The organism is Cyanobacteria bacterium FACHB-DQ100 (genome assembly GCA_014695195.1).
GTDB lineage: Bacteria > Cyanobacteriota > Cyanobacteriia > Leptolyngbyales > Leptolyngbyaceae > Leptolyngbya.
In genome coordinates this window covers 250,665-263,114 of sequence record JACJNW010000039.1, presented here as the reverse complement: position 1 = coordinate 263,114, position 12,450 = coordinate 250,665, and the positions used below count along the sequence as shown (strand labels likewise).

The following is a 12,450-nucleotide window of genomic DNA, read 5'->3' as shown; positions in this document are numbered from 1 at the left end:
TTGGAAAATAATTGAGCGAAAAAATCATCCTCCTTACGGAAGATTTACCAGTTCTTGAGTAGCGTTTGCACTTCTGCGAGATCGAGATAGTCGTGAGTAAACGCTTTTTCGAGCAGTTCGATCGGAATGTAAGGGTCGTATTTATTGAAGATTAATGTTTCATCCGGCTTGATCAGATCCGTTACGCTAGTTGCTCGATCGCTTAAGGACTGAATCTCTGTATATAAATTCTCAAGCTGGCATTTTCCCAGCCGCACGATTAGGAAATACGGCGATCGGGCTTTGATGCTTTTCAATCCCAAGGCATCTTTGGCATAAAAGCGCAGAAATCGTTCTAGCGTGCGAAACGCGATCGTTCCCATCCACGGAAAAATACAGCAAACTTCCTCATCGATTAACTGAATTGGCTTGTGTAAGAGTCCGGTTGATTTTGCCAATTCTCGCGCATCTTGTAGGCGTTGTTTTGCTCCGGGTTGCAAATAAGAATAAAGCGTTGTTTCTTGCAATACCTGTTTCATTCGCTGTAGCACTTTGGAATGAATCTCACCCGTATTACCGCGCCATGAACTTGATGTGACTGATTTTTTGCTTGGCTCAACAGCGATCGTTTTTTTCTTTGCATTCACTTCGATCACTTCCCAAGTTTTTCCAGCGAGCGAAAAACGATCGCCTTCCATGGGTGGAACGATAATACTGCCGATCGCTTTCCCGGCGTATTTGACTAAATATTCCTCAGTGTCCGGGAAGATTGCGTAAAACTTGAAATTGTTGATTAACTTTTCTGCGGCAATTCCCACAATCAAACCGCCTTCTGGAGTGCGCTCCAAGTGATCAATGTCTAACAAGTGCCGGAGAAACAATCGGAAGTCATCTTGAGAAATCGATCGAAACGGCGGTAACTTCAGAACATTTTGAGCGATCTCACTCGGTGACAATTCTCCCAGCGATGCTAGTGTACTCATCGTTTGGTGATACAGCAAACTAAAGGGATAGCGCAGGATTCGAGCAGGTTCGATCCATTGTTCTTCTAAATAGAGTTGAATAATGGCGATCGATTGCAACAACTGCCACGGAATTTGTTCAGGTAGGATCTCTTCGCCTGTTGGCTTATCTTCCGCACAGATGAACCGCATTTCTGCAGTATCCCCTCTGCGTCCCGATCGTCCCAACCGTTGCAGAAAACTCGCGACCGATGCAGGCGCTTCTAATTGCAACACCCGATCGAGATGTCCCAAATCAATCCCCATTTCAAATGTCACAGTCGCCGCCGTCACCGCCATTTTTTCGGGATCGCGCATGGCTTCTTCTGCGGTTTCTCGCAGCGCTGCCGAAATGCTACCGTGATGGACGTGATAAATATCCGGTGCGCCTTTTGCTTGGGCAATCTCTCGCAGTGCCGCGATCGCTTCTTCGGTTGCCGTTCGCCCGTTGGCAAAAATCAGACTCTTGCGCCCTTCAGTTTGCCGAAACAAATATAGATGATAAGGATTAAAAACCTTGTCGCGGGTGTCTCCTTTAGCGCGAACCACCAAGCCCGGATCATAGAAATGCTCGATCGACAGTTGGAGTTTTCTTGCGGCTCCAGAAATTTTAGGGGTAATGACAGTTTGAGAAGTGTCCGCCTGTAGCCAAGATTCTGCTAGAGAATAATCCCCTAGCGTTGCAGACAGTCCAATCCTCCGAGGTTGGTTGCTAGTAAGCTTTGCAAGCCGCGAGAGCTGACACAAAATCTGACAACCCCGATCGCTGCCAATAAAGGCATGAACTTCATCGATAATCACAAAGCGCAAGTCGCCAAAGATACGATCAATTTCTGCGCTTTTGTTAATAAGTAAACTTTCCAGAGATTCCGGTGTAATTTGCAGAATGCCGCGTGGATGAGTGAGCAACTTTTTCTTGCGACTTTGCGCCACATCCCCATGCCACGCCCAAACGGGAAGATCCGCATACTGTAACAGTTCTGTTAATCGATCGAATTGATCATTAATCAACGCTTTAATCGGGCTGATATAAATTGCGCCAACGCTACGGGAAGGCTTTTCATGCAATAACGTCAACACAGGGAGAAACGCCGCCTCAGTTTTCCCAGATGCCGTACCTGCGGCGATTAGCAAATGATTATCCGTCTCAAATACAATGCGACAAGCTTCGGCTTGAATTGGACGTAAACTCGCCCAGCCCTGTTGGTAAATATACTCCTGAATAAAAGGCGCTAATCGGTGATACGCACTCTGCATTCTTTTCCCTCAGCCCTCGATCGAATCCCTTGCATCGCCTTACTTTAAAGCAAAGCGGATTTTTGCTGTTTAAACGCTAATTTTTCCAGTAATCTACTCTGACTTGTGCCACTTAATAATCTGTCTCTTGCTTAGTTGAGCCGAGCGCGATCGCTTCGGTACGGTTTGGCTGTCGAGCGCTGACCTATTACTTTCCAAATACACAGACGTTCGACAAATGATCACGGTGCGTTCTCAACGTGCGAAACCCATTGACCTTTAGCAAATTTGGAGATGAACGTGAGCAAACTGAAACAGATTGCCGCTATTGGCGTAGCCGCAGTGCTTGCAGGATACACCGTTCCTACGATCGCTCAGTCGGACAAAAAGCCTGTGAAAACCGCGCCGACTGAACCCACGATGAGTACCCCCGCAACTCCGGGACTTTCTCCGATCTCCAAACCCGAAACCACTCCTCTGAGTTATCCAACCAATTCAACCCCTAGCGCTCCAGAAGCCAGTCCATCCGGTTTAACTCAAACGCCTTCGCTTGCCCCGGCTTCGAGTCCAACCACTCCTGATAGTTCGACGACTTCTGATTCGGCAAAACCCACCCCAACAGACTCCACTCCACCCGGAACGGCTCCGATCGCGCCTTCATCCGATTCACCCACACAGGCGGCTCCGGACACGATCACTCCAAACCCTGGCCTCAGTCCCGCCGCTCCTTTGAACACCACTCCGGGAACGCCGACGGCTCCGCCTGATGCAACCACTCCCTCAAACCCGACTCCGGCAGCGCCGAGCGACGCAACCACACCGACAACGCCGTCGGCTCCCACAACTGCACCAGCTCCAACCAATCCGGCTGAACAGTCTTCTGCCCCCAATACTCAGGTGACTGCAAAAACGATGGTGCTTGAAGGTGAATCCATCACAGGAATCAAGGAAACAAGCTTGCCCTCGATCGGGAATGCTCCTGCCAGATTCACGCTACCCATTCAAGTGACGGTGGCGCAAGAGGCATCCGTGACCAGCGATACGCCGATCACCGATAAGCTGTCGAAAGATTTAACAGCTTGGGGTGCAGCAGTAGGTGCTTGTTTGCAAGATAAACCCGCGTTTGTGCGCGTGGTTGAAGACCAGAAAGTTCCATTTATGATCAACGGAACAGAAGGTAAAATCCGCCTGAATGCTACTGGTAAGCCTGTCTGTGCAGGATAAATTAGCTGTTTGAATCGTCTTAAAGAATCGTCTTAAAGATGTTGTGGGTCAGGAGTTTTCCTGACCTATATTTTTATTAGGGTTGCGCGATCGTCGATCGTGAAGGCTCTGCCCCTTGAGATTCAGGGGCTGGACTCGGTGATGCGGTTGGACTTGGCGGCGCGATATTCAATTGATTGAAGTATTGGTACGTCAGCTTTGACATCTGCCGAATCAAATCACCCGCTCGATCGTCATTGTGCGGACGCTTAACCAGGGCTGCCATAAAGTAGCGCTTGCCATTCGGTAAATCGATCATGCCGACATCCCCCAACACGGTGCCGATGTCTCCAGTTTTATGGGCGATCATTGCATCTTGTCCCAAGCCTTGCGGAATTAAGGAATTATTTCTCACTTTCCGCATAATGTTGAGCATTCGATCTTGCGATCGAGGCGATACCATTTTCCCGCGATGCAGGGCATCCAGCAGCGCCACCATATCATGCGGCGTAGTCAGGTTGGTTCCCTGCAAATCAGGGAGCAGATTTTGAATTTTGGTATGGGTCAGACCCCATGTTTGAAAGCGCTGATTCACTGCATCCTTACCGCCTAAACGATCGAGGATCATATTGGTGGCGGTATTGTCGCTGATCTCGATCATTTTGGCGGCAACTTCGATCGCGGGGATCTGAGAGCCAGCGGGTAAATCTTGCAGATCCCCGGATTCTGTGGCGACCAGTTCTTTTCGCATCGTCAGCGGTTCATCAAGCCGGACTTTACCTTCGTCTACCGCTTGGAAAAACGCAACGAGAAGCGGGAATTTGATCGTACTCGCGGCCGCGATCGGCGTAGAGCCGTTAATGTCAATTTGAGCGCGGGTATCCGCATCAACCAGCATGATCCCTGGAGTGAGTTGAGTTTGGGGTGCGATCGCGCTTTGAAGTTGGGGTTTGAGCGCGGTGATTTCCTGACCGAGTTCGAGTTGAACCACAGGCGGAGGAGGCGAGGGTGCAACTTGTTCGGGTTTTTCAGGTTGAGATGAGGCGCTGAATCGGTTGGCTGGGTCAAGGATGGATAAACTTGTGCCTACAATCACGCCGATTCCTATACCCAGAATTAACAGTCGAGCGCCATAAAGAACGGCTAATGCCGATCGGCTTTTGGGAACTTGGACGATCGGTTTTCGGAGCGGCTGTGGGCGACGCGGTTCTGGAGGTGGCACTACTTCCAGCCGACGGCGCTCGGCTCTAGCGGGTGGGCGTTCTGGGGGGGTGCGAAACGATCGCACCGTTGTTGAAAATTCGCGGGATTGAGCAATCGGGCGTTCTGGGGCGGTTTTACGCAGCGGCTTCGTTTCCTGTCGGGTTCGCTCCCGACGACGATCGCCACTCCGACGCGAGGACAGCGAAGTCGGAGGTTGCGGAGGGCGTAATGCCTCTGGGGGGCGGCGACGTGAACGAGAGGCTGATCGTTCGCTGCGGTTAGGATTTGATGCGGCTGGCTCGTCAGTTTCATCCCACATTTACGCTTTTCTCCGTTGGTCAAACAAGGTTAGATTTCAGCGACATTTTACCGAGATTCGGGCAAACGATCGGTTTGAAGTTGAGGACGCTTGATTTACTCTATGTTTTAGGGATTTTACATTGACTTCGGAAAAGTGATCCGTCCGGATCGATCAATCTTTAGCCTTCTGATCGCGGCTTGCCCATTCGACCTGTCGCAGAACGCCCCGCAGCAGAGCAAGCTCAGCGTCTGATAAATTGGCGCGATCGAACACATAGCGAAATTTTTCCATCCGACTGGCTGCTGTGTGCGGTTGCAGATATCCAATCTCAAGCAGCACGGATTCGAGATGTTGATAAGCGCGATCGAGCGCGTCGAGCGAGCAGGGAATCGTTTGGGGTTGGGGGGGTAGCGGTACTTGGAACAGTTCGTAACAGCAGATTGCGACGGCTTGAGCGAGATTGAGCGATCGGTACTGATCGCTCGTCGGGATATAAACAAATCGCTGCGCGTATTTCAATTCATCGTTACTCAGTCCCCGATCTTCTGAGCCAAATAACAAAGCCGTATTCAGCCCAGGTTCTAATAACCAAGGTAGTGCCTCGCGGGGATGCTCTAGCGGTGCATTAATGCGCGATCGAACGGCGGTGGCGATCGCGCGATGACAGCCGACTAAGGCTGCTGGAATCGAATCCACAATCTGTGCCGCTTCTAAAACGTCGATCGCCCGCATTGCCATTTTTCGCGCATCATCGGATTGCAGATCGCACTGGGGATTCACCAGCACTAACTGACTCAACCCCATATTTTTCATCACCCGAGCGATCGACCCGACATTCAGCGCTCCCGCAGGCTCGACGAGAACAATTCGGACTTGAGCAGGCATCTCTGACATAGACTTCTAAAATAAACTATCTTACGTCTCGAATCTGTTATGCCGCGCCATCGTGCCAAATCTGATTTACCGACCAAAGTGTGTCCTGTTTGTGGCTTACCGTTCACCTGGCGCAAGAAATGGGCGGACTGCTGGGACGATGTGAAATATTGCTCCGATCGCTGCCGCAAGCGCAAGTCGCAAACTAAACCTGAATCCCTGTGATTGCGATGTGATTGAGACATGATAAGCTTTTGTGCTATCTGTCTTGTGCGAGGTCTCTTTCATGTCTGTTGATCGCGTTCAGCCCAAACTGATCATTCACGGGGGAGCCGGGAGTTCGCTCAAGGGAAAAGGCGGCGCAGAAGCGGTTCGGCGATCGCTCTACAAGGTTGTGGAAGAAGTCTACGCACTCCTCCTGGCAGGGGCAACGGCAACCGAAGCGGTTGTCACCGGATGCCAACTGCTCGAAGACGATCCGCGATTTAATGCAGGAACCGGATCAGTGCTGCAATCCGATGGACAAATCCGTATGAGCGCGGCGTTGATGGATGGAGCGCGGCAGCGATTCAGCGGCGTGATTAATACGTCGCGAGTCAAAAACCCGATCGAGCTTGCCTTATTTCTACAAACTTCAGACGATCGCGTGCTGTCTGATATTGGCTCTGCGGAACTCTTGCGAGAACTGCAACTGCCGCTTTACGATCCGATGACCGAGCTGCGCTTACAGGAATGGATTCAAGAGCGCGAGGGCAACTTTAATCGAGCAATGGCAGGCGTGGTCGCGGAAAAAGAACTGATTTCCGAATCAGCGGGACGAGGCACGATCGGGGTTGTCGCGCTGGATCATCAAGGGCGGATTGCCGTTGGGACATCAACCGGAGGTAAAGGCTTTGAGCGGATCGGACGGGTGAGTGATTCTGCGATGCCTGCGGGAAATTACGCAAACGCAGATGCCGCGATTAGCTGTACTGGGATCGGAGAAGACATTATCGATGAATGTTTAGCCGCTCGGATTGTGATTCGGGTTACAGATGGGCAGTCGCTGGCAAATTCGCTAGAGAAGTCCTTTGGTGAAGCCTATCGAAATCGCCGCGACTTAGGCGCGATCGGTCTTTCCGCAGAGGGTTCGATCGGTTGGGGAAAAACTAGCGAAGTGCTGTTAGCGGCGTATCATACCGGCGATCGTATCGGTGACACTTTAGATCTACCGACTAATCTGCAAACCGGAACGGTGTAATTTCGCTGAACACTGAGTCAAAAATCACTAAACTTGTGCAGATCTACGGATGCGTTGAGGAAAATGCGTAAGTATGCTCTTACGTAGTTTGGCAGTCTACCCAGTAGGGTCGCTTTTTTGGTCTTGCAGTTCCCCCTAGAGGCAAGACAGACACATCACAGTTGCAAGCTCTCAAGCCCCTGAGAGTCTTGCTCAGACTTTTCAAAATCTATTGAACGAATTGCAGCAAAAATTAATGCACGATCGCGCCCATTGATCGGTAGCATCAAGATTGCTCTAAATTTTACGGTTTGTGATGAATCCTGCGCTGAGTCAACTTGGAACCGAAATGTCTCGCCTGTCTGGTGTACGGGCGATTATGAAAGACATTATTGAGACGCTTCGCGCAGGAGCCGGACAGAGCTTTATCAATCTCAGTGCAGGAAATCCGGTGATTTTGCCGGAAGTTGAGCAGCTTTGGCGCGACTGTACCGCAGAATTACTGGCTAGTCCTGAATATGGCGAGGTCGTCTGCCGCTATGGAGCAAGCCAGGGATATCAGCCTTTAATCGATGCGATCGTTCAAGACTTTAATCAGCGCTACGGGTTGAACTTGAGCGATCGTAACGTCCTGATTACGCCCGGAAGTCAAAGCCTCTATTTCTACGCAGCGAATGCGTTCGGCGGATATACCGCAAGCGGAGAACTCCGAAAAATCGTACTGCCGTTGAGTCCTGATTACACCGGATATGGCGGCGTTACGCTCACTCCAGAAGCGCTAATCGCGTATAAACCGGAATTAGAAATTGATCAGGAAAATCATCGATTTAAGTATCGCCCGAACTTCAATCAGCTACAAATTGATGAACAGACTGGATGTGTAATCTTCTCACGCCCCTGCAATCCAACTGGAAACGTTTTAAGCAACGACGAAGTGAATAAGATCACTTCACTTGCAGCAATTCATGATGTCCCAGTTCTGATTGATTCTGCCTACGCACCACCCTTTCCGGCGCTGAACTTTACAGAAATGGCACCCTTGTTCGGCGGCAATGTGGTTCACTGCATGAGCTTATCGAAAGCAGGACTTCCCGGAGAGCGCATTGGCATCGCGATCGGAGAACCCGCCATAATTCAAGCGCTCGAATGTTTCCAAACCAACCTCTGCATTCACTCGCCGCGATATGGACAAGCAATCGCAGCCCGCGCCATTCAATCCGGTCAACTCGCAGACATTGCCGTGAATGTGATTCGTCCGTTTTATCAACGCAAAATTGCCATCGTCGAAGCAACGCTCGATCGCACCCTGCCGCGATCGCTGCCGTGGTTTCTGCATCGAGGTGAGGGAGCAATCTTTGCATGGCTTTGGCTGGATGAATTGCCCATAAGCGATTGGGAATTTTACCAAGAACTCAAAAAAGTCGGCGTGATCGTCGTTCCCGGCAGTACGTTCTTCCCAGGTTTACGAGAAGAGTGGCAGCACAAGCAGCAATGTCTCAGAATTAGCCTTACCGGAACAGATGCCGAATTACAAACGGCAATGGAGCGACTTGCACAAGTCGCACAGCAAGTTTATGGATCATAGAACGCATGGGTTACTTAGAAATCGGTAAAATTGTCGCGGCTCAAGGACTCAAAGGTGAATTGCGCGTTTATCCCAATACGGACTTTCCGGAGCGCTTCGAGGAACCCGGACAGCGCTGGCTTTTGCGCCCTAACCAGACCGAACCCGAACCGATCGAACTTGTCTCTGGGCGTTACCTGGATGGCAAAGGACTCTACGTGATTCAACTGAAAGGAATTCACGATCGCAACGCGGCTGAAGCGCTGCGAGATTGCAAACTGCTCGTTCCAGACACCGATCGACTCGAACTCGAAGAGGGTGAATTTCACGTTGCGGATCTGATCGGCTTATCCGTTTATGAGCAAGCGACTCAAGAATTGATTGGAACAGTGAGCGATGTAATTCCAGCAGGACATGACTTACTGCAAGTCACTAAGACAATAGAAGACGGAAAAAATCGGCAAATTTTGATTCCCTTTGTCGAAGCGATCGTCCCGATTGTTGACCTCGATCGACATCGCATCGAAATCACACCTCCGCCCGGATTACTTGATTTATAAGCAGTCTCTAAAACCACAGAGCAGGCGAACTCCTACGATCGGTGGACTAAAACCCCTAACCGCCTACCGTATGATGGATATAATCTCGCCTTTGCCTGACATTTATTTATTCCGGCTCTTCATGACTTCGCAACCTTTTCGATCCCTCAGCGAACACCAGCGACTACCGCAACCCAAAACGGACACCCAATACTATAAGCAGTATTTAGAAACGGTCTGTAATAATGCAACTCTGGCGCTGTTTGTCATGGATGAGCGTCAACAGTGTGTTTATATGAATCCGGCGGCTGAGAAGTTAACGGGGTATGCGCTCTCAGAACTTCAAGGACGGGCGCTACACGATGTGATTCACCACACCCGCCCAGATGGTCGTCCTTATCCGCTCTGCGAATGCCCGATCGATCAAGTGTTTCCCCAAAACAATCAAGAGCAAGGCGAAGAAGTGTTCGTGCATCGAGACGGACACTTTTATCCGGTCGCCTACACCGCTAGCCCAATTCGAGAAGCAGGGCAAACGATCGGCACAGTGATCGAAGTACGCGATATCACTCAGGAAAAACTCAGCGAAAAAGCTCAGCAAGAAGCCAACGAGCGGGAACGGCTTTTACGCCAAGAAGCCGAAGCCGCAAAAGCGCAAACCGAAGCGGTTTTACGAAGTATTACCGATGCGTTTGCCGTTTTCGCTCATGATTGGCGCTATACCTATGTCAATTCAGCAGCAACCGAGTTGTTGCAGCGATCCGAAGCGCAACTCATCGGGAATCGGCTTTGGGACGTGTTCCCGGATTTGCTTGGAAGCTCGATCGAGATTGAGTATCACCGAGCCATCCAAGAACAGCGCACGATCGAGTTTGAATTTTTTTATCCATCCCGAAATCGCTGGTATCTGAATCGGGTTTATCCCTCCGCCACGGGAGCTTCGATCTTTGTCACCGATATCACCGATCGCAAGCAAACCGAACAAGCTCTCCGTGACAGTGAGACGCGATTCCGCAGCATCTTTGAGTGCAATATGATTCCGATCGCGATTTGGGAAGAAGAGCGCCTCAGCGATGCGAATGATGCCTTCCTCAATCTAGTGGGATATACGCGCTCAGAACTGGAATCCGGGCAACTCAGTTGGAGAAACTTAACGCCTCCAGAGTGGGCAGAGCAGGACAGTCGCGCCTTTACAGAAAGCGTCACTCAAGGATATTGCACCCCTTTCGAGAAGGAATATCTTCACAAAGACGGGCGGCGCATCCCAATTTTGCTCGGTGGCGGCGCGTTTAGTATTGGCTTACCTAGTGGGATTTGCTTTGCGATCGATCTGAGCCAACTCAAACAAACCGAAGCCAATCTAAGAGAAGCTGACGTGCTTTTGTCTTCCGCGTTAGCGGCGGGATCGATTTACACGTGGCGCTGGCGAATTCAAGAAGATCTCACTTTCACAAATGCAGCACTTGCCAATTTATTTGGAGTTGACCCGGAAGCCGCTGCGCGAGGACTGCCGATCAAGTTTTTCCTGGATGGAATGCACCCGGACGATCGTGAACCCGTAAGCGCAGCGATTCAAACCGCGATCGCAACGGGTGAGGATTATCTTGCAGAATACCGAGTGCGATCGGCAAGCGGAGAGGAACGCTGGGTCGCAGCGCGGGGACGAGTGGAATACGATGCAGACGGCACTCCCATCTCTTTTCTAGGCGCACTCTCCGATATTACCGAGCGCAAACAGACCGAAGCGGCACTGCGAGAAGCCGAAGAACGCTTACGACTGGCGATCGAATGTGCAAATTTGGGCACTTGGGATTTTAATCTTGTCACCCAACAACTCACTTGGGATAACGGCTGTAAGGCAACGTTTGGATTGCCGAACGACGCAGAAGTCAGCTATGGACGCTTTGAAACTTTGCTGCATCCCGACGATCGCGATCGGAGTAATCAAGCAGTCGAGGCCGCAATCGCACCGCACAGCGCCGGAGATCTCAAGCTTGAATATCGCGTCATTCGATTCTCAGATGGCATTCAGCGCTGGATTTCAGCGATTGGAAAAGCACTCTTTGATCCGTCTGGACGTGCGATTCGATTGATCGGGACAGTCATTGATATTACGGAAGCGAAACAGCGTGAAGCGGAACGGCAGAAGTTACTCGATCGCGAGAAACTTCTACGCGAACAAGCCGAACAAGCCAATCGCATCAAGGATGAATTCCTCGCGGTGCTGTCGCATGAGTTGAGAACGCCGCTGAATCCAATTTTAGGCTGGGTGAGGATGCTAAAAGCAGGAAAATGCCCACCTGCAAAAGTGCCGCAGGCCTTAGACACGATCGAGCGCAATGCCCATCTGCAAACTCAACTGATCGAGGATCTCCTGGATGTCTCTCGCGTTCTCCAGGGCAAAATTATGTCAAATAATGACTGGGTCAATCTTGCAGAGACGATCGCAGCGGCATCAGAAACCGTTCAGCTAGCGGCAGAATCAAAAGCGATCGACCTCGTCTTCAATCTTGGTGCAACGGTTGGCAGGGTACGAGGCGACGCAAATCGATTGCAGCAGGTGATTTGGAACTTACTCTCGAATGCAGTGAAATTCACACCGAGCGGGGGGCGAATTGAGGTAATACTCTCCCAGATTGGCAGCGAGGCGGAAATTCAAGTGCGCGACACTGGAAAAGGAATTCAAGCGGAGGTCTTGCCGCACATTTTCGAGCGATTTTGGCAGGCGGATTCTTCCACGACGCGGCAGTTTGGCGGATTAGGATTAGGACTCGCGATCGCTCGTCACTTGGTTGAGCTACACGGGGGAACCATCTCTGCTGAGAGCTTAGGCGAAGATCAAGGCGCGATCTTTACCGTGAGGTTGCCGATCGCCCACACTTTAGAGCAACCTAGCTCAGCCTTAGAGCCGGTAGAATCACAGGGAGATCTGGCTGGACTCAAAATTCTTGCCGTAGACGACGAAGCGGATAACCTTGATTTTCTGGTGTTCTTATTGGAAACAGCAGGCGCGATCGTTCGGGGAGTTCAATCTGCGTCATCAGCCCTTGAAATCCTGTCTGAATTTGCCCCGGATATCTTGGTCAGCGATATCGCAATGCCCGACCTCGATGGCTATGAACTGATACAGCAGGTTCGACAAAAGAGCGAAATTCCTGCGATCGCACTCACGGCTTATGCCGGAGAAACGAATCAGCGGCAAATTCTGAAAGCGGGATTTCAGCGGCACTTGGCCAAGCCTGTGGATGTGGATGAGTTAGTGAACGCGATCGTCTCGCTGCTGAAGCGGTAATTGGGGGCGCGATCGCCCCGATCCACTCTATTCCCGCTCC

9 protein-coding genes are annotated in these 12,450 nt (G+C 50.9%); 6 read left to right on the top strand and 3 right to left on the bottom strand.

All coding sequences use genetic code 11. The features are described 5' to 3' along the window. Positions 1 to 44: 44 nt before the first annotated feature. Entirely contained in the window at positions 45 to 2,237 is a 2,193-nt protein-coding gene (locus tag H6F51_23320; protein ID MBD1825404.1) for a DEAD/DEAH box helicase, read from the bottom strand. 279 nt (positions 2,238 to 2,516) lie between these two features. Here H6F51_23320 and H6F51_23315 point away from each other — a divergent pair, with 279 nt between their 5' ends. Continuing rightward, positions 2,517 to 3,440: a hypothetical protein gene (locus H6F51_23315; GenBank protein MBD1825403.1), complete on the top strand. Its 924-nt coding sequence runs from the start codon at positions 2,517 to 2,519 to the stop codon at positions 3,438 to 3,440. Positions 3,441 to 3,516: 76 nt separating this feature from the next. Here the strand turns inward: H6F51_23315 and H6F51_23310 are convergent, their stop codons facing one another. After that, a complete protein-coding gene (locus H6F51_23310; protein MBD1825402.1) occupies positions 3,517 to 4,941 on the bottom strand; it encodes a serine hydrolase in 1,425 nt (474 codons plus the stop codon). Between the two features lie 153 nt (positions 4,942 to 5,094). After that, positions 5,095 to 5,808 carry an RNA methyltransferase gene (locus H6F51_23305; protein ID MBD1825401.1) on the bottom strand — a complete coding sequence of 238 codons (714 nt, stop codon included), beginning with the start codon at positions 5,806 to 5,808 and terminating at the stop codon, positions 5,095 to 5,097. A gap of 48 nt (positions 5,809 to 5,856) precedes the next feature. On the opposite strand from H6F51_23305, the gene H6F51_23300 reads away from it, so the two are divergent. The 5 genes from H6F51_23300 (at position 5,857) to H6F51_23280 (ending at position 12,410) form a co-directional block, all read left to right on the top strand. Further along, entirely contained in the window at positions 5,857 to 6,021 is a 165-nt protein-coding gene (locus H6F51_23300; protein ID MBD1825400.1) for a DUF2256 domain-containing protein, read from the top strand. A gap of 61 nt (positions 6,022 to 6,082) precedes the next feature. Beyond that, complete coding sequence (locus H6F51_23295) at positions 6,083 to 7,036, top strand: isoaspartyl peptidase/L-asparaginase (protein ID MBD1825399.1); 954 nt, start codon at positions 6,083 to 6,085, stop codon at positions 7,034 to 7,036. Between the two features lie 295 nt (positions 7,037 to 7,331). Continuing rightward, positions 7,332 to 8,600: a valine--pyruvate transaminase gene (locus H6F51_23290; GenBank protein ID MBD1825398.1), complete on the top strand. Its 1,269-nt coding sequence runs from the start codon at positions 7,332 to 7,334 to the stop codon at positions 8,598 to 8,600. Positions 8,601 to 8,605: 5 nt separating this feature from the next. Further along, complete coding sequence (rimM, locus tag H6F51_23285; protein ID MBD1825397.1) at positions 8,606 to 9,139, top strand: ribosome maturation factor RimM; 534 nt, start codon at positions 8,606 to 8,608, stop codon at positions 9,137 to 9,139. 121 nt (positions 9,140 to 9,260) lie between these two features. Further along, positions 9,261 to 12,410, top strand: coding sequence for a PAS domain S-box protein (locus H6F51_23280; GenBank protein ID MBD1825396.1), 3,150 nt, complete (start codon positions 9,261 to 9,263; stop codon positions 12,408 to 12,410). Positions 12,411 to 12,450: the final 40 nt, after the last annotated feature.

Bases quoted from the DNA above. Each gene is read 5' to 3' on its own strand.
- H6F51_23320 (MBD1825404.1), bottom strand. From the start codon at position 2,237: ATGCAGAGTGCGTATCACCGATTAGCGCCTTTTATTCAGGAGTATATT.
- H6F51_23310 (MBD1825402.1), bottom strand. From the start codon at position 4,941: ATGTGGGATGAAACTGACGAGCCAGCCGCATCAAATCCTAACCGCAGC.
- H6F51_23305 (MBD1825401.1), bottom strand. From the start codon at position 5,808: ATGCCTGCTCAAGTCCGAATTGTTCTCGTCGAGCCTGCGGGAGCGCTG.
- H6F51_23300 (MBD1825400.1), top strand. From the start codon at position 5,857: ATGCCGCGCCATCGTGCCAAATCTGATTTACCGACCAAAGTGTGTCCT.
- H6F51_23295 (MBD1825399.1), top strand. From the start codon at position 6,083: ATGTCTGTTGATCGCGTTCAGCCCAAACTGATCATTCACGGGGGAGCC.
- H6F51_23290 (MBD1825398.1), top strand. From the start codon at position 7,332: ATGAATCCTGCGCTGAGTCAACTTGGAACCGAAATGTCTCGCCTGTCT.
- rimM (MBD1825397.1), top strand. From the start codon at position 8,606: ATGGGTTACTTAGAAATCGGTAAAATTGTCGCGGCTCAAGGACTCAAA.
- H6F51_23280 (MBD1825396.1), top strand. From the start codon at position 9,261: ATGACTTCGCAACCTTTTCGATCCCTCAGCGAACACCAGCGACTACCG.